At 64.1% G+C, this 19,251-nt stretch carries 10 protein-coding genes; 6 read left to right on the forward strand and 4 right to left on the reverse strand.

Annotated features, from left to right (window positions below; all coding sequences use genetic code 11):
- Positions 1-440: 440 nt before the first annotated feature.
- From CFB52_RS01230 to CFB52_RS01245, 4 genes are all read left to right on the forward strand, one after another.
- Positions 441-9,812, forward strand: coding sequence for a hemagglutinin repeat-containing protein (locus tag CFB52_RS01230; RefSeq protein WP_099315966.1), 9,372 nt, complete (start codon positions 441-443; stop codon positions 9,810-9,812).
- Positions 9,813-10,183: 371 nt separating this feature from the next.
- Complete coding sequence (bcpO, locus tag CFB52_RS01235) at positions 10,184-10,405, forward strand: CDI system lipoprotein BcpO (protein ID WP_013696314.1); 222 nt, start codon at positions 10,184-10,186, stop codon at positions 10,403-10,405.
- Positions 10,406-10,429: 24 nt separating this feature from the next.
- On the forward strand, positions 10,430-12,166 hold the full coding sequence (locus CFB52_RS01240; protein WP_099315967.1) for a ShlB/FhaC/HecB family hemolysin secretion/activation protein: 1,737 nt from the start codon (positions 10,430-10,432) through the stop codon (positions 12,164-12,166).
- Complete coding sequence (locus CFB52_RS01245; RefSeq protein WP_099315968.1) at positions 12,166-12,345, forward strand: hypothetical protein; 180 nt, start codon at positions 12,166-12,168, stop codon at positions 12,343-12,345. The genes CFB52_RS01240 and CFB52_RS01245 overlap by 1 nt, the downstream gene beginning before the upstream one ends.
- A 165-nt stretch (positions 12,346-12,510) precedes the next feature.
- Here the strand turns inward: CFB52_RS01245 and CFB52_RS01250 are convergent, their stop codons facing one another.
- The 3 genes from CFB52_RS01250 to CFB52_RS01260 form a co-directional block, all read right to left on the reverse strand.
- On the reverse strand, positions 12,511-12,822 hold the full coding sequence (locus tag CFB52_RS01250; RefSeq protein WP_099315969.1) for a hypothetical protein: 312 nt from the start codon (positions 12,820-12,822) through the stop codon (positions 12,511-12,513).
- Between the two features lie 125 nt (positions 12,823-12,947).
- Positions 12,948-14,345 carry an enolase C-terminal domain-like protein gene (locus CFB52_RS01255; protein ID WP_099315990.1) on the reverse strand — a complete coding sequence of 466 codons (1,398 nt, stop codon included), beginning with the start codon at positions 14,343-14,345 and terminating at the stop codon, positions 12,948-12,950.
- Between the two features lie 62 nt (positions 14,346-14,407).
- Complete coding sequence (locus CFB52_RS01260; RefSeq protein ID WP_059578171.1) at positions 14,408-15,748, reverse strand: MFS transporter; 1,341 nt, start codon at positions 15,746-15,748, stop codon at positions 14,408-14,410.
- 328 nt (positions 15,749-16,076) lie between these two features.
- Between CFB52_RS01260 and CFB52_RS01270 the strand changes: the two genes are divergently transcribed.
- Positions 16,077-16,718: a DUF2239 family protein gene (locus CFB52_RS01270; protein WP_099315970.1), complete on the forward strand. Its 642-nt coding sequence runs from the start codon at positions 16,077-16,079 to the stop codon at positions 16,716-16,718.
- A 15-nt stretch (positions 16,719-16,733) separates the two neighbouring features.
- On the forward strand, positions 16,734-18,065 hold the full coding sequence (locus CFB52_RS01275; protein WP_099315971.1) for a carotenoid oxygenase family protein: 1,332 nt from the start codon (positions 16,734-16,736) through the stop codon (positions 18,063-18,065).
- Positions 18,066-18,084: 19 nt separating this feature from the next.
- Here the strand turns inward: CFB52_RS01275 and CFB52_RS01280 are convergent, their stop codons facing one another.
- Entirely contained in the window at positions 18,085-19,251 is a 1,167-nt protein-coding gene (locus CFB52_RS01280) for an ABC transporter permease (RefSeq protein WP_099315972.1), read from the reverse strand.

The raw sequence follows: 19,251 nt of genomic DNA on the forward strand, positions 1-19,251 counted from the left end.
GTATATCATTCAGAAATAATCTCACACAACGTGGTGGTGGGGCGCAATTTCAGTCAATTGGATGCGGTCTCTTGATAGTGATTCAGATTGCGCGTCCGAAAATGATCCTGTCAGTTTTAACAGGTTGTGTTGGCGACCTAAGATAAATCGCGGCGGACTCTTGTGCGAATCATCGTATTTCGAGAAGCTCGATGGCGAACAAGAATTGTGCGTAACAGACGAGCAAGCGACGGCGCGCGGGAAGTCTGTCTGATTTACGGCCCCTATACTTTAGGAACTCGACCCGAGATGTCGCGGGCGTATGTCAATCAGACAGGTCCGGAAATCTAATTTTGTGGTTTCCGTTCAACGACTTGGCAATTGTTGACAGTCATTCTTTTTGTGTTTCGGTAGGCTGGCGTTCAATAATCAATGAACGGACGCGGGCCGCGTCGACAAGAATGAACAAGAATACGCATCGCCTGGTGTTTTCCAGGCTTCGGGGTATGGTGGTGGCCGTCGCGGAGACGGCGACCGCCGAGGGGAAATCGGCGACGGGCGAAGCACGTGCACGGCGGCGATCGTCGACGTCCGGTGCCCGCGTCGTTGTGGCAGGTGTCGCAGCGCTTGGCATGCTGCCTACCCTGTCCGATGCGCAGATCGTGCCGACGCCGGGTACCAGCACGCATGCGATTCAGACGCCGAACGGCTTGCCTCAAGTCAACGTGGCCGCGCCGTCGGGCGCCGGCGTCTCGGTCAACACCTACAACCAGTTCGACGTCTCGCGCGCCGGCGCGATCCTGAACAACTCGGCCACGATGGTCCAGACCCAGCAGGCGGGCTGGATCAACGGCAACCCGAATTTCAGTGCAGGTCAGGCCGCACGGATCATTGTCAACCAGGTCAACAGCCCGAATCCTTCCCAAATTCGGGGCGCTTTGGAGATCGCAGGAACTCGAGCGGAGCTTGTCCTGGCGAATCCGTCGGGCATTTATCTTGATGGCGCGTCCTTCATCAACACCAGTCGCGCAACCCTCACAACGGGCGTGCCGTACTACGGCGCCGATGGCTCGCTCGCTGGCTACAACGTCAACCGCGGGCTCGTGACGGTTGCCGGTGCAGGCCTGAATGCCGCCAATATCGACCAGGTGGACCTCATCGCCCGCGCGGTGCAGGTAAACGCGGCGGTCTACGCGAAGAACCTCAACGTAATCGCCGGTGCGAACCAGATCAACCACGACACGCTCGCCGCGACGCCAATCGCCGGCGACGGTCCCGCTCCCTCGGTTGCGATCGACGTGAGCCAGTTGGGCGGTATGTATAGTGATCGGATCTTCCTCGCATCGAACGAGTTCGGTGTGGGGGTGGCCAACGCCGGGACGATTGCCGCCCAGGCCGGTGACCTGACGCTGCAGTCGAACGGCCGGCTCGTGTTGACGGGCAAGACTACAGCGAGCGGCAACCTCGCGCTGTCGGCTGTCGGCGGCATCCAGAACAGCGGCACGACCTACGCGCAGCAATCGGCGTCGATCAATACGGCTGCCGATGTGACGAACACCGGGACACTCGCCGCGCAACAGAATACGACCGTGAACGCGGGCAGCGTCAATTCGACCGGTACGCTCGGCGCGGGCGTGAACAACGACGGCTCCGTCGGCCGTGGCGGCGATCTGAACGTGACGGCGTCGGGCCAACTCAGCGCGACCGGTCAGAACGTCGCGGGCGGCAATGTGTCGCTGACCGGCGGCAACGTGAATCTCGCCGGCAGCCAGACTGCGGCGAACGGTAACCTGTCGGTGCGCGCGACGGCCGGCGATGTGAACCTGTCGAACGCGACGACGAGCGCGCAAGGTGCCATTCAGGCGAATGCTTCCGGTACGGTGATCAACGATCACGGCAGCCTGTCGAGTGGCGGCAGCACGACGCTGACCGGTGGTGCGCTCTCGAACCAGAGCGGCAAGGTTTCATCGCAGGGGCCGCTGTCGGTCAACGTAGACGGCCAGATCGCCAACCAGTCCGGTGAACTGATTTCCGAGAGCACGGCAGACGTGCATGGCGACGCCATCGCGAACAATCAAGGCACCATCCAGAGCGCAGGGCACGCGTCAGTCGACGGGACCACGATCGACAACACGGCGGGCCGAATCACTTCGCTGAACGGTGACGGGCTGACGCTGAGCGCAACCGGTCAACTGACGAACGCGGCAGGTACGACTGCAAACGGTGCGCAAGGCGGTGTGATCGGCGGCAACGGCGATGTTTCGGTCCGCGGCGCAAACGTTGTCAACCGCGGCGCGATCACGTCCAACACGAATCTTCACGTTTCGGGCCAATCGGTCGACAACGGTAGCGGCACCCTGCAGGCCGCGCAGAACGTTGTGGTCGACGCCGGCTCGCATCTGATGAACAACGGCGGCTCGATCATCGGCCAGACGGCCACAGTCAGCGCCACGACGCTCGACAACAGCGCCGGCACCGTGCAGGCCGGTCAGGTCTCGTTGAATGCGACCGACCTCGTGAATCACGGTGGCACGATCACGCAGACCGGCGCCGGGGCGATGAGCGTGAACGTGTTGGGCGCGCTCGACAACTCGAATGGCGGCACGCTGCAGACCAACAGCACCGACCTGACGCTCGCGCCGGCTACGCTGAAGAACGACGGCGGCACCATCACGCACGCCGGCACCGGCACGCTGACGCTCGGCAATGGGACGGGCACGGTGTCGAACGTGGGTGGTTCCATTGCGAGCAACGGGCGCGTCGTCGCGCAAACCGGCACGCTGAACAACGCGTCGGGCTCGATCAGCGCGCAGAACGGATTGGCGGCAACCGTCGCCGGCACGCTGAACAATGCAGGCGGCAAGCTGTTGTCGAACACGGACGTGAGCGTCACCAGCGGTACGCTGGCGAATGACCGCGGTCAGATCGGCGCCAGCACGAACGCGACGATCCACACCGGCTCGATGACGAACCAGGGCGGCTCGATCGTCGCGCCGAACCTGTCGGTCACAGCCGACTCGACGCTCGACAACAGCGGCGGCAAGCTCGAAGCAAATCAGCTCGCGCTGACGGCCGCGAACCTCGTGAACCACGGCGGCACGATCACGCAGTACGGTTCGTCGGCGATGGGCATGAACGTCAGCGGCACGCTCGACAACTCGGCCGCCGGCGTGATTCAGACCAACAGCACGGACCTGACGCTCACGCCGGCCGAGTTGAACAACGCGGGCGGCACCATTACGCATGCCGGCGCGGGCACGCTGACGATCGCGCCGGGCAACGGAGCCAGCGCGCTGAACAACGCGGCTGGCACCATCGTGACGAAGGGACAAGCCATCGTCAACGCGGCTAACTGGAACAATGCGAGCGGTATCCTCGCGGCGCAGCGCGGCATCAACGCCACGATCGCGGGTGACGTGAACAACGTGCAGGGTCTGCTGCGATCTGACGCGTCGCTGTCGTTGAAAAACGGCGGCGCCCTGTCGAACCGAGGTGGTCACATTCAGGCCGGGCAATCGACTGCGGGCGACACCAGCACGCTCGCCATTCAATCGGCCTCGATCGACAACGCGGACGGCGCCATCGTCGACCTCGGCGCGGGCAAGATGACGGTGCAAGGCGGCAGCCAGATTGCGAACAGCCACGCCGGCGGCGTATCGGGCATGGGTGCGATTACCGGCAACGGCGACGTGACGATTGACGCAGCATCGATTAGCAACACGCAAGGCGGCCAGCTCAGCGGCGCATCGCTTCATGTCCAGGGCAACACCTTGGACAATAGTGGCGGCACTATCGGCAACGTCACGAATTCAAACGGTGACGTGGACGTCACGACGACCGGCGCGATCACGAATACGGGCGGTCAGATCAGCTCGACTCACGACTTGTCGGTCGCGGCAGCCACGCTGCAGGGTGGCGGCACATACAGCGCGACACATGATGCCAACGTGAACCTGCAGGGCGACTACACGGCGGCGTCCGATACGCAGTTCAACGTTGGGCACGATCTCGCCTTCACGTTGCCCGGCACCTTCACGAACAACGCGAACCTGCAGTCGGTCAACAACCTGAGCGTCAACGCGGGCAACATCGTCAACGCGGGCGCCCTGACTGCCGGCGGCCTGCTGCACACGCAATCGACCAACCTGACCAATACCGGCGCGCTCGTGGGCGTGAGCGTGTCGCTCAACGCGACGAATACGATCTCGAACCTCGGCCCGACCGCGCTGATCGGCGGATCGGACAGCAACGGCACACTCGAAATCCTCGCGCGCGACATCGAAAACCGCGACGACACGACTGCGTCCGATTCGATGGCGACGACGGCCATCTTCGGCATGGGCAAGGTCGTGCTGGCGGGTGGGAAGGACGCAAGCGGCAACTACACGAACGCGGCACTCGTCAACAACGTGTCGGCCTTGATCCAGTCGGGCGGCGACATGGAACTGCACGCCGACAAGGTGACGAGCACGCGCCGCGCGATGAAGACGTCTACCAGCCAGATCGATCCGGCATCGCTCGCGCAGTTCGGCATTCCGATCAGCGGTCGCACGGGCCAGATCGGCGTGAAGGATCCGGACAGCATCGGCGGCGTCTACACCGAGCCGCCTCATGGCGGTCAATGGAACAGCACGTATCAGTTCACGACCTACTACGCGGACAGCGCGACGGCGACGACCGTGACTGACATCAGCCCGGCTGCGCAGATCGTGTCGGGCGGCAGGATCGATGCGTCGTCGGTCGGCACACTGCAAAACTACTGGAGCAACATCGCGGCGGTCGGCGACATCAAGATGCCGTCCCACTACGACGCCGACGGCTGGGCGGCGTCCGGCCAGAAGCTGCCGGGCGTGACGGTTTCCTACTCCGGACAGTATCACTACAACAACTACGACAATTCCGAACACGACTGGCAGTTGCCGTTCGGCAATGCGCCGTTCGTCGGCAGCCGTCCGGGCGGCTACACGCAGGCGGCACCGGCGTCGATCAAGGATTACACGCTGCCCGGCTACTTCTCGACGATAAGTTCGAACGGCACGATTTCCGGCACGGGCGTCAGCATCAACAACACGGCCGGCAACGCATCGATTCCGTCGCTCGGCTTGCTGCCGGGGCAGTCGGTGCCGGGGCTCACTCCCACCAACCTGAGCGGTAACGCGAGCGGCGCGAAATCGGGAGCGTCGGCCGTACACGGCGGTCCGTCGGCGCCGGTCGATCCGATCATCGCCAGCGCGACGGCGCTGAACGTCCTGAACAACCTCACCATTCCGCAAGGCGGCTTGTTCAAGCCGACGACAGCGCCGAATGCGAGCTACGTGATCGAAACGAATCCGGCGTTCACGAACCAGAAGAATTTCATTTCCAGCGACTACTTCTTCGGTCAGCTTGGCGTCGACCTCACGCACATCCCGAAGCGGCTCGGCGACGGCTTCTACGAGCAGCAGCTCGTGCGCAACGAAGTCACGGCGCTGACCGGCAAGGCCGTGCTCGGGCCGTACGCAGACCTGCAGACCATGTATCAATCGCTAATGGTGGCTGGCGCGGATCTGTCGAAGTCGCTCGATTTGCCAATCGGCGCGAGCCTGTCGGCCGATCAGGTGTCGAAGCTGACCAGCAACGTGGTCATGATGGAAACGCGAGTGGTCGACGGTCAGTCGGTGCTCGTGCCGGTCGTCTATCTCGCGAAGGCCAGCCAGCAGAATATCGACGGCCCGTTGATCAGTGCGACGAACATCGATTTCCAGAATGCACAGTCGTTCACGAACAGCGGCACGATCAAGGCGGACAACACGCTGGCGATCCAGGGCAAGCAGATCGACAACGCATTCGGTGCGCTGCAAAGCGGTGGGCTGATGTCGCTGAAGACCGAGAACAACATCGACCTGACGTCGGCGAACGTGAAGGCCGGCAGCCTGCAGCTCGATGCCGGGAAAGACCTGATTCTCGATACGGCGACGAAGACGAACACACGGGTGAGTCGCGACGGCGCGACGAGCGTGGTGACCACGCTCGGGCCGACCGCGAAACTCGACGTGGCGGGCGATGCGTCGATCACGACGGGCGGCAACTTCCAGCAGAACGCGGGCAACCTGTCGGTCGGTGGCAATCTCGGCATGAATGTCGGCGGTAACTGGGATCTTGGTGCGGTTCAGACCGGCGAGCACAAGATCGTGCAGCGGGCCAATGGCGTGTCGAATACCGACATCAACAAGGTGGTCGGGAGCTCCGTTAGCGTCGGCGGACAATCGAGCATCGGCGTCGGCGGCGATTTGACCGCGCGTGGCGCGCAGATTGACCTCGGCCAGGGGGGGACGATCGCGGCCAAGGGCAACGTGACGCTCGGCGCGGCGAGCGCGACCTCGACGGTGAACAGCAACAGCTCGGGCAGCGACAGTCACGGCAGTTACGCCGAGACGCTGCATACGTCGGATCAGGCGCTCACCGGCACGACGCTCAAGGGCGGCGACACCGTTACGATTGCGTCAGGCAAGGATCTCACGATCAGTGGCAGCACGGTCAGCCTGGATAAAGGCAACGCGAATCTGATCGCGAGCGGCGATGTAAATATCGGTGCGGCAACAGAGACGCACGAGCTGAATTCGCACGAAACGCACAGCCACAGCAATGTGGTGAGCGGCGCGAAGATCGCGAGCGGGATCGACCAGACGGCGACCTATAGCCAGGGCAGCACGGTATCAGCCGACGGCATCAACATCGTCAGCAACCGCGACATCAACGTGACCGGCAGCAACGTTGTGGGTACGAACGACGTCACGTTGCAGGCCAAGCGCGACGTCAATATCAAGGCATCACAAGATACGACTCAATCGTCCAGCTACTACGAGAAGAAGGAATCCGGTCTGCTAACAAATGGTGGCCTGTCGGTCACGGTGGGTTCGCGCTCGACCGCACACCAAGACCAAACCAGCTCGGTGACGAATAACGGGAGCGTGATCGGATCATCGCAGGGCAATGTCACGATCCAGGCCGGCAAGGATGCGACGATTACGGGTAGCACGATTGTTGCGGGCCAGGATGTCGGAATCGCTGCGCAGAACGTGACCGTGAATGCCGCGTACGACACCTACAAGGACGCGCAGTCGCAGCAGTTTAGCCAGTCGGGATTGAGTGTCGGACTGGGCGGCGGTCTCGTCGGGCTCGGGCAGTCGATGGCGGGCGCGGTCCGCCAGGGCCAGCAGTCGGGCGATTCGCGCCTCGCGGCGGTGCAAGCCGTGGCGGCAGCCGAACAGGCATACCAGAACCGTGGCGGGATCAAGGATGCCGCCAATGCCCTGTCGAACGGAAACGTGAGCGATGCCGCAAAGGGTGTTCAGGTGCAGCTAAGCATCGGATCGAGCCATAGCAGCAGCAATTCGACGACATCGATCTCGGATGCGAAAGGTTCGTCGATCATCGGTAACGGCAACGTATCCATTATCGCGACCGGCACGCCGGACTCGAACGGAAACGCCCAGGCGGGTACAGGGAACATTGTGATGACCGGAGCGTCGGTGCTCGGCAAGAACGTCGTGCTCGATGCCAACAACGCGATTACGCTGCAAAGCGCCCAGAGTACGGAGCAGAACACGAGTTCGAACAGTTCGACCGGCTGGAATGCAGGCGTCGCGATCGGGGTGGGCAAGAACACGGGCATCAGCATTTTTGCTAACGGCTCGAACGCACATGGTCAAGGCAACGGGGACAGCGTCACGCAGACCAACACGACGGTGGCGGCTGGCAACAACCTGACTATGAAGTCGGGCGGCGACACGACGCTGTCGGGCGCGCGGGTGTCGGGCGATAAGGTCAAGGTGGATGTCGGCGGCGACCTGACGATGACGAGTCTTCAGGATACGTCGACCTACAGCAGCAACCAGCACAACACGGGGGTGAGCGGCAGCTTTACGTTCGGCTACGGTGGTGGCGTCGATGCATCGATCGGCCACACCAGCATCGACGCGAATTATGCGTCGGTGAATCAGCAAACCGGCATTGTGGCGGGTAAGGAAGGTTTCGACGTCAATGTGGTGGGTCATACCCAACTCAATGGTGCACAGATCGCGAGCGCTGCGCCGGCCGATAGCAACACGCTGACAACCGGCAGCCTTGGATTTACCGACATCCAGAACAAGATGTCGTATTCAGGCTCGTCGGAAGGCTTTTCGACGGCGGGTGGGCCGAGCTTCGCGCAGACTGGCGACAGCGCAAGCGGTGTCACGCACGCTGCGGTGAGCCCGGCAAAGATCGTCGTGAAGGCGGACGAACAGAACGGCACGGACAGCACGGCCGGCCTGTCGCGCGATACGGCAAACGCGAACCAGACAGTTGAGAATACGTTCAACCTGCAGAAGGTTCAGAACAATCTGGCGTTCGCGCAGGCGTTCGGCAAGGCCGCAACTTTCGCCGTAGCGGAAGCGGCGACGCAGCTCGAAAATAGCAGTCCGCAGATGAAGGCCTTGTTCGGCGAAGGTGGTGCCGGTCGTGACGCGTTGCACGCCGCAGTGGCCGCAATCGGGGCTGCGCTGTCAGGCGGGAACGTTGGCGGGGCGATTGCAGGTTCTCTGGCGGGAGATGTGTTGCAGTCTCTGGCGCAGCCAATCATTGATCAGACGGTAAGCCAGTTGCCGTTGGACGCGCAAACCGCTGCGCGGAAGGCTCTGAACGAGATCGTGGCGACAGCCGGCGGTGCGGCGGGCGGCGCACTCGCGGGTGGTGGCTCGTCGGGCGCTCTCGCCGGAGCGGGGTCCGCCAGCAACAACGAACTTTACAATCGGCAACTTCACCAGAGCGAAGCGGACAAGCTCAAGCAGCTTCAGAAAGGGCAAAGCCCCGAGCAGCAGTACAGACTCGCAGCCGCCGAATGTGCGCTCGTGCATTGTGCGGACAACATTCCGGACAATGACCCGAATAAGGCCGCGTTGCAAAAGATTCAAAACGACGGCGCGCAGTACACGTACGAACAAAATGTGCTGAAGAAAGCCGGTGCATTCGACGGCTATGGAGACCTGGACCGTTTATCCGACACCTACGATCGGAACCAGGTCTCCAATCGTCTTGTGGGTGCCGTTCAGGGCGTTGGAAGCGTGGCGGTTGCGGCAGGCGCAGTGACGGGCGGATGCGCGTCAGTGGCAGGCTGTGCGCTCGGTGCGGCCATTGCGGTAGGCGCGGTCGACTATGCAAAGTCAGGCTTCACCCAGATGATGTCGGGCAATTTGACGCCGACCTATGGCGAGCAAGCCTTGCAAAGCCTCGGTATGAGCCCGACGGGGGCAGCACTGGTCTATGGCGCGCTTAACCTCGGAGGCGCTGCGGTTCAAACGGTAATCGCTGGCCGTGCAATTGATGCAACTGCTGCCGCGAACGCTTGGGCGAAGGGGACGTATACTGGTTCAAGTAGCGCAGAATATTCGGGGCCTCTATATCGTTATCAGTTGCCAAAGTATGCTGATGATACATGGAATCTCTTTGATGGAAACGTAGATTTAAATCACCGCTATTCACCTAAAGGGGTTGGTGCGGTTTATACATCGACTTCACCGCAGACTGCATATAATGAGGTTGCTAGTTATGCCCCGCTAAATGGGAAGGTGCTTGTAACCAAGAATTTTGTAATTAACAACGTGCTGGATCTGACCGATCCAGCCGCACGTCAAGCATTAGGAGTGACCCTGGATCAGATTACGCAGCCGAGTCACGGAGGTACTTCTTATGATGCGACACAAGCTATCAGCAATTGGGCGCGGCAGCAAGGTTATCAGGCAATTTTGGCACCGTCTGCTCAAAATCCTGGGGGTGTCAACCTGGTTTCGTTCCAGTCGTTGGGAAAGCACTGAGATGGAAGATTTTCCGAAAGGATGGGAGGATGTCGTTAAGTTCATGAGGACCAAATGGATTGATAACGACATAACGAGAGAGCTTTCTCGTCGCGTTTCCGATCCGGAAATTGCAGTTGTTATTTGGGGGTGCATGGAAGACGATTCACTTCCGTGGTTGGATTACAAGATGCCAGCGGCAGGGCGAAAAAAGCCGATCGATCTTCTGAAATCGGAGAAAGGAAGGGCGGAGATTCGATGGATACTAATATCCAATCCATGGTGGCCGGCGTTGGGAAAGCGAAACGAACCTAATTGAACCGGTGCGTTCTATTGTTATGGTCGAAACATGCGGCAGTCATTCTGTGCGGGCACGCTCAGGAGCAAATTGAATGAGATTTAGGTCAGTATTGACGGTCCAGTCCTTAGCAATATTGGCGCTTCTCGCGGCTTGTGAGTCTGTGCCCCCAGACGCACCTCCGCGTCCTCCACCAAAGCCTGAAATGGAACCCGTGTTGCCCTCTTGGTCGAGCACGATCTGGGTCATGGGCTTTTGGAAATGGAACGGCACCGAATGGGTTTGGGTTCCGGGACACCTTGCACCTAAGCCATAAGATCGAACTAACAACACCACATCTATGACAATCCGTACCCCGGCCGTCCTGCTGTCGGCCGCATGGCTGATACCAATGGCAGTGTCGGCGCAAGAAGCTCCCCGTCTCATCATTCCGGGCAACGACCAGCAAACCCGACAGCAGGAAGAGGCACGAGAGCGCGAACGGGTAGTCTCCGCGCCCGGGGTGCGATCGGAAGTGGTGCGAAGTGCTGAGTATCCAACGCTGCCTTCTGAAACGCCTTGCTTTCGGATCGAGCGTTTCGTACTCGAAGTACCCGATGCGCTGTCTGCTTCCGTGAAATCGCAAGGCGCATCGGCATTGCCGATGGATCGCTTCGCATTCGCGCGTGAATGGATTGGGCACTACGCGGGCGCGTGCGTTGGCAAACAGGGTCTCGATTTGCTCGTCAAAGGCTTGTCGCAAGCGATCCTGGCGCGCGGTTATGTGACGACGCGCGTGCTGCTGCCCGAACAGGATCTGTCGACTGGCACCCTCAAGTTTTCACTGGTCCCTGGCGTAATCCGCCATGTGCATTTTGCCGACGAGAAGCTCCGCGGCACGTGGAAAACCGCCTTTCCGACTCGCGACGGCGAACTACTGAACCTGCGCGACCTCGAACAAGGCCTCGAACAGATGAAGCGCGTGACGAGCCAGGACGTATCGATGCAGATCGTCCCAGCCGACGTTCCCGGCGAAAGCGACGTGGTGCTCGACGTAAAGCGCACTAAACCCTGGACGGTCGTCGCTTCGATCGACAACTCGGGCACGCGCGCGACGGGCCGCCTTCAGGGCAACTTGTCGCTCGGTATCGACAATCCCCTTGGCCTGAACGATATCTTCAACATTGGCGTGAGCCAGGATCTGGAATTCGGCGACAAGCGACTCGGCTCGCATGGCTGGAACGGCTTCTACTCGATCCCGTGGGGCTATTGGACCGCCACACTATCGGCGTACACCAACACGTACTACCAGCAAATCGCTGGCGTGAATCAGACGTTCATCGCTAGCGGCAATTCAAAGACAGTTGATTTCAAGCTGAACCGCGTGCTGTCGCGTAGCCAGAACGACGTGTTCGGTGCGCAGTTTCGCTTGTCGCGCCGGTTTGGGCAAAGCTTCATCGAGGACACGGAAATTCGGCAGCAGCGTCGCAACAACACGTTCGTCGAGCTCGGCCTGACCGATCGCCACTATTTCGGCAATGCGCAGTTCGACGGGATGCTCGCTTACCGGCAGGGTATCGGCGCGTTCGGCGCGCAGGACGACAGCCTCGCGGCAGACGGCGGCCCGACCTACCGCTACAAGATGGCCGTGCTCGATGCGAATCTGTCGGTGCCGTTCGCAATCGCGCAGCAGCCGTTCCGCTACGTGACGACGCTCCACGGACAATACACGGGCGACACGCTGTACTACATCGACGACTTGACGATCGGCAGTCGTTACACCGTACGTGGATTCGACGGAGAGACGATGCTGGCCGCCTCCCGCGGCTTCTATTGGCGCAACGAACTGCAGGCGCCGATCGGCCAAACCGGGCAGGCGGTATACGCGGGCATCGACTACGGCCGCGTGTGGGGCCCGCAGCCCGTCACCCTCGTCGGCACGCAGCTAGCGGGCGCCGTGATAGGCGTGAAGGGCAGTGTCGCGACTCGATTGGGCGCCTATGGTTACGACCTGTTTGCCGGAACGCCAATCTACAAGCCGTCCGGGTTTCCTACGGCACGCGTGACGGTTGGTTTTCAGGTCACCGCACAGTTCTGATGAAGCAAGCGCACTCCATTACTCGGCCTGCCGTCTTCGGTGACGACGTCGGCGAGGACCGGGAACTGACGGCCTTTCTGACCGTGCAGATCATGGCCTTGTTGTCGGAGAGTCACGGTGAACGCTTTGCCGGTTCGCCCTTGGCTGAACAAAGGGCAATGAATTCGTTCACGCTTTGACAAAGTGCAAATATATGGTTCCGATCGAGTTATCCAGGACGGATTCGGAGCGCTAACTGACGGGGCGTCAGTGCAGAGATATGGTTCCAGCCGTCGAAAAAATATCCTTCCTGTCTCACGCAAGATCGGGCCTTTTTGTTTTCCGCGAGCTATGGGCGCGACGCGCTAGGTCGTCAACTGGCAGGCCAACCTGAACGCAGGCACCGACAGCACGGCGAACCCCACCGTCATGGCCGCGAGCACCGCGGTTCTTCTCCGCAGCAGCACGCACAGGGCGATCGACAGCCCGTAGACCGCGCAGGTCAAAATGATGATCCACCCGAGCGCCGCGTAGCCCGCACCGCCTTCGAAATTTGACACGTTCCGCGTGATCCGGGTCGCGACATAGCCGGCGACGGTCATGCTCGCGGGCAGACACAGCGCCGAATACAGCACGAAGACGATGATCTGCCGCGGTGTCGGACCGGGTGACGTCATGAAAAGCGTTTTTTGCGAATGGACGAGGAGCGCCCGACCGTCCGCCGCACGGGTCGATCCAGGCAGCCGGCAGGATGCGGCCGTTTCCCGTATTTGGCAACCGCCCCCGTCAGCACACCGCCCCGTCACCCGCGCCCGAAACTCGGCCGCTTCGGATCGTAAGTCCACCCCGGCACCAGATAGCGCATCGCCACCGCATCGTCGCGCGCGGTGCCGCCCACCTGCCGGTACAGCGCATGCGCGGCCTCGACCTGTGCCATGTCCAGTTCGATGCCGAGCCCCGGCCGCTCCGGCACGGCCACCTTACCGCCGACGATCGCGAGCGGCTCGCGCGTGAGCCGCGCGTCGCCTTCCTGCCAGATCCAGTGCGTGTCGATCGCGGTGATCGTGCCGGGCGCGGCCGCCGCCGCATGCGTGAACATCGCGAGCGACACGTCGAAGTGGTTGTTCGAGTGCGAGCCCCACGTGAGCCCCCAGTCGCGGCACAGCTGCGCGAGCCGCACCGAGCCCTGCATCGTCCAGAAATGCGGATCGGCGAGCGGGATGTCGACCGCCTGCAGCCGCACCGCGTGATCCATCTGCCGCCAGTCGGTCGCGATCATGTTGGTCGCCGTCGGGATCCCCGTCGCGCGGCGGAATTCGGCCATCACCTCGCGGCCCGAATAGCCGCCTTCCGGCCCGCACGGATCTTCCGCGTACGCGAGCAGGCGGCCTTGCCCGCGGCACAGCGCGACGGCTTCGTCGAGCGACCACGCGCCGTTCGGATCGAGCGTCGTGCGCGCGTCGGGAAAGCGCGCCTTGATCGCCGCGATCGCTTCCATCTCGTCCGCGCCGGCCATCACGCCGCCCTTCAGCTTGAAATCGGCGAAACCGTAGCGCTCGACCGCCGCTTCGGCCTGCCGCGCGATCGCGGCCGGCGTGAGCGCCGCTTCGTTGCGCAGCCGGAACCAGCCATCCGAAGCGTGCGCCTCGTCGCGATACGGCAGATCGGTGCGGCGCCGGTCGCCGATGTAGAACAGGTACGCGAGCATCGGTACCGCGTCGCGCTGCTGGCCTTCGCCGAGCAGCGCCGCGACCGGCACGTCGAGATGCTGGCCGAGCAGGTCGAGCAGCGCGGCCTCGATCGCGGTGATCACGTTGTCGAGCCGCAGGTTGATCTCGTGCGGCTGGCGCAGCACGGCCGCCTCGCCGGCCGACGTCACTTCGTGGCGGATCGTGCGGCCAGCGCCAGGACCGGCGCCGGACAGCGCCGCGCGCACCGCGTTGAGCGTCGCCTGGTAGCGCCCGATCGGCTGCCCGACCACGCGATCCGTCATGCGCTCGAGCGCGTGGCGGATGCCTTCGCCGCCCGGCACTTCGCCGACGCCCGTATGCCCGCTGCTGTCGTCGAGGATCACGAGGTTGCGCGTGAAGTACGGCGCGTGCGCGCCGCACAGGTTGAGCAGCATGCTGTCGCGGCCAGCGACGGGAATCACCTGCATGCGCGTGACGCGCGGGGTGCCGGCACGGCTGGGTTCGGACATCGGTTCGCTCCTGGTTCCGGTGGCGCGCGGGCCGACGGACGCGCCGGCGCGGCCCGCGCGGTTCATTGAAGCTCGACGCGGCGGATCTCGCCGACGACGAACAGGTAGCAGATCACGGCGACGAGCGCATGCGCGACGACATAGACGAGCGCGCCGTTGAACGAGCCGCTGCGGTCGACGATATAGCCGATCGCGATCGGCGTCGTGATGCTGGAAAGGTTGCCGCAGGTGTTGAGCAGCGCGCCGCTCAGCCCGGCGATCTGGCGCGGTGCGGTGTCGGCGTTGACGGCCCAGCCGAGCGCGCCGAGCCCCTTGCCGAAGAACGACAGCGCCATGAACAGAACGACGAGCACGTGCGAATCGGTGTAGTTGCAGACGATCATCGACATCGACAGCAGCATGCCGATCACGATCGGCACCTTGCGCGCGACCGACAGCGAGCGGCCCTGCCTGAGCAGCGCATCGGACACGACGCCGCCGAGAATCCCGCCGAGGAAGCCGCACACGGCGGGAATCGACGCGACGAGCCCCGCGTTGAGGATCGACATCCCGCGCGCCTGCACCAGATAGACGGGAAACCACGTGATGAAGAAGTAGGTGAGCGCGTTGATGCAGTACTGCGCGACGTATACGCCGACCAGCATCCGGTTGCGCAGCAGCGCCTTCACGTGGCGCATAGACGGGCCGCCGTCGCGCCCGCCCGTCGCCTGGTCGATGTTGACGAGCGCACCGCCTTCGGCGAGGTAGTCGAGTTCCGCGCGGTTGATGCTCGGGTGGTCCTTCGGGTCGTACATCGTGCGGTTCCACACCAGCACGAACGCGAAGCCGAGCACGCCCATCACCGCGAACACCGCCTGCCAGCCGAACGCGTGCACGAGCCAGCCCATCAGCGGCGCGAACACGACGGTCGCCGCGTACTGCGCGGCGTTGAAGATCGCCGACGCGGTGCCGCGTTCGGCGGCCGGGAACCACGCGGACACGATCCGGCTGTTGGCGGGGAACGACGGCGCCTCGGCCGCGCCGACCAGGAACCGCAGCCCGAACAGCAGCGCGAACGCGGCCGCGCCGCCGAAGAAGCCGATGCCGCCCTGCAGCAGCGTGAACAGCGACCAGAAGAAGATGCTGAATGCGTAGACGATGCGCGATCCGTAGCGGTCGAGCAGCCAGCCGCCCGGCAGTTGCGCGACCACGTACGACCAGCCGAACGCGGAAAAGATGAAGCCCATCTGCACGTGGCTCAGGTGCAGCGCGCGGGCGAGGCTCGGGCCCGCGATCGCGATGGCCGCACGATCCGCGTAGTTGATCGTCGTGACCGCGAACAGGACGGCGAGCACCAGCCAGCGCACGCGGGTGCGCCGGGCCGTTGCCGACGCGGACGCCGGCAGCGCGTGAAGCGGATTCATGACTTGTCTCCTCCGAAGGGCGGAAGGTGCCGTCGTGCGGCAGGCGCGTCGGTGCGCGCGTGATGTGGGTGGATGCCGCCGGCGGGAGGCCGGGCACCGGACGCCGATGCGAGGGCGTCCGGGCCATTCTGTCATGTCGAAACTTGCGTTTTCATGCCAATTGCTGACTTGATCGATTCAGCATTTGAATCGATCGGCCGAGGTTCCCCGGTCGACCCCGCAGGATGGGAACCCGATGAGGGCGATGTTTTTACCCGGATAATATTGACATCCAATTAATACCCGGATAAAAATAGCGACATTCCGATTTCAGCCTGTGGGGACCACGATGACCGCTTCCACGCTCCTTCCTTCGTACACGGCCTTCGACGGCCACCGGCGGCTCGCGTCGGGCCCGCTCGCGACGGTCGCGCTCGCGGTCCGGCAGGCGGCCGGCGACGCGGCGTCCGGCACGATCCTGATCTTCGACGACGCGACCGGCCGCTCGATCGACCTCGACCTGCGCGGCACCGCGGACGACGTCCGCGCGCGCTATGCGGTGCCGTTGGGCGGCGCATCTGGAGCGTCCGGCGGCGCCGGCGAGCCGGCAGGCGCGGGCGCCGGCGAACAGCGCGGCCGCGGCCGGCCGAAGCTCGGCGTGGTGTCGCGCGAGGTCACGCTGCTGCCGCGTCACTGGGAATGGCTCGGCGCGCAGCCGGGCGGCGCGTCGGTGGCGCTGCGCAAGCTGGTCGAGGACGCGCGGCGCACGCATGCGGCGGCCGACCGGCGCCGCGACGCGCAGGCGCGCGCGTACCACTTCATGTCCGCGATGGCGGGCGACCTGCCCGGTTTCGAGGAGGCCGCGCGGGCGCTGTATGCGAACGACCCGGCGCGGCTGGCCGAGCTGATCGCCGGCTGGCCGGACGACGTGCGCAACCATGCGCTCGCGCTGGCGCGCGGCGATCTGCCGCCGGCCGCCGAAGACTGCTGACGGAGCGCCGATGCGATGACCGTATTCGACCTGAACCGCGGCGCGATCGCGCCGGTTGCCGACGAAGTCGACTTCTTCGACCTGCGCGTGACGGGCACCCTTCCGCGCGAACTCGACGGCACGTTGCTGCGCAACGGCCCGAACCCGCCGGGCGGCCGCTTCGACGGCAACGACGTGCTGTCGTGGTGGCCGGAGGCCGCGATGCTGCACGCGATCGCGTTCGACGACGGCCGCGCGGCCGGCTACCGGAACCGCTGGGCGCGCACGCGGCGCTGGGCCGCCGTGCACGCGCCCGCGCAGGCGCCGCATCTGCCCGACACCAATCCGAACGTGAACGTGCTGCAGCATGCGGGCGAACTGCTCGCGCTGGCCGAGGGCGGCGCGCCGCTCGCGATCACCGCCGCGCTCGATTCTCTCGGCATGCCGGCGCGGCACGCGGGCTTCGGCGGCGGGATGACCGCGCATCCGAAGGTCGACCCGGCAACGGACGAGCTGATCCTGTTCCGCGCGGACTGGCGTGCACCCTGGCTGCGCTACGGTGTGATCGACGCGACGGGCGTGAAGCGCGTCGATCTCGAGATCGAGCTGGGCGCGCCGTCGATGATGCACGACCTCGCGATCACCGAAACCCGCAGCCTGCTGCTCGACCTGAACGTCGGCTACGACTTCTCGCTGCTGAAGCAGGGCCACCGGATGCCGCTGCGCTGGCACGACGACCGGCCCGCGCGCATCGGCGTGCTGCCGCGCCACGGCGGCGACGTGCGCTGGTTCGACGTCGAGCCGTGTTTCATCCAGCACGTCGTCAACGCGTACGACTGCGACGCATCGTGCATCGTGCTCGACGCGGTGCGCTATCCGTCGTTCCTGCGGCTCGACGCGCGCACTGGCCGCTTCGCCGACAACCCGGTCGGCGAGCTGTGGCGCTATGTGATCGATACGGCGAACGGGCTGGTCGACGAAGGGCCGCTCGCCGACGGCGGCATCGAGCTGCCGCGCATCAACGAAACCCGCACCGGCCGCCGCTATCGCTATCTGTACGCGGCCGAGCAGCCGAACAACGCGGAAATGCGCGGCGTGATGCGCTTCGACCACGCGCGCGGCACGACGATGCACTATGCGGTGCCGGCCGGCGACCAGAACGGCGAGCCGGTGTTCGTGCCGCGCCCGGGCGGCGCCGACGAGGACGACGGCTGGCTGCTGGTGATGGTCTACCGCGCGGCGACGGATACGAGCGACGTCGTGATCCTCGATGCGCGCGCGATCGACGCGGGGCCGGTCGCGACCGTGCATCTGCCGCGGCGCGTGCCGGCCGGGTTCCACGGCGCGTGGGTGCCGCGCGAACGTTGAACGTGAGCGGCGGCGCGCGTCACTGCGCGCGCAGCGCGTCGACGATCTTCAGCCGCGCGGCGCGCATCGCCGGCAGGAACCCGCCGACGAGCCCCATCACGAGCGAGAACACGAGCGTCTTCACGACGATCGCGGGTGTCAGCACGAAGCGGAACGACAGGTCCGAGAAGGTCTGGAAGTTGGTCGTCGAGAACGACGCGAACTGCATCAGCGACGCGCACGCGAGCCCCGCGACGCCGCCGACGAAGCCGAGCAGCAGCGCCTCCAGCAGGAACGCCGCGAGCACGTTGGTGCGCTTGAAGCCAAGCGCGCGCAGCGTGCCGATCTCGGCCACGCGGTTCGCGACCGACGCATACATCGTGATCATCGCGCCGATCATCGCGGCGATCGAGAAGATCGTCGACAGCGTGATGCCGAGGATGTTGATGAACGTCGACAGCGCCTTCGACTGGTCGCCGTAGAAGGTCTGCTCGCGCTTGGCCTCGTCGGTCAGGCGCGGGTCGACGTCGATGTCGGCCTTGAAGCGCGCGAAGCCGTCCGCGCTCGGAATGCGCAGCACCATCGACGAATAGCTGGTGCGCCGGAACGACTGCATCAACTGGTCGACGTCGCCCCAGATCTCCGAATCGAAGCCGCTGCCGCCCGCGTCGAACACGCCGACGATGGTCCAGTCGCGCTGCGCGAAATGCAGGCGGTCGCCGAGCTGCGTGCCGCTGAAGCCTTTCGCGATCGCGCTGCCGACGACGATCTCCGACGAGCCGGGCGCGAAGGTCCGGCCGGCCGCGAGCTTCACGTGCGGACGCAGCGCGAGGCCGGCCGGCGACACGCCGCGGATCACGACGTTCGACGGCTTGCCGCTCGACGTCTTCACGAGCGAGATCAGCACCACGGCTTCCTTCGACACGAGCGGCCGGCCGTCGGGGCCGAGCGCGACGGCCGGGTGCATCTCGAGCGCGTTGGCCTGCTGATGGTCGATCGAACTCTGGATCTCGGTCTCGGCGCCCTTGCGGATCACCACCGCGTTGTCGGGTTCGCCGGTCGACACGAGCGTTTTCGTGAGGCCCGCATCGAGCATCTGCACCGTCGCGAACACGAAGATCACGAGCGCCATCCCGCCCGCGGTGAGCGCGGTGGTCAGCCGCCGGGTCCACAGGTTGCGCGCGATGTAGGTGAGCGGGATCGCCAT

Origin of the sequence: Burkholderia sp. AU18528 (assembly GCF_002223215.2) — a bacterium.
Taxonomy (GTDB): Bacteria; Pseudomonadota; Gammaproteobacteria; order Burkholderiales; family Burkholderiaceae; genus Burkholderia; species Burkholderia semiarida.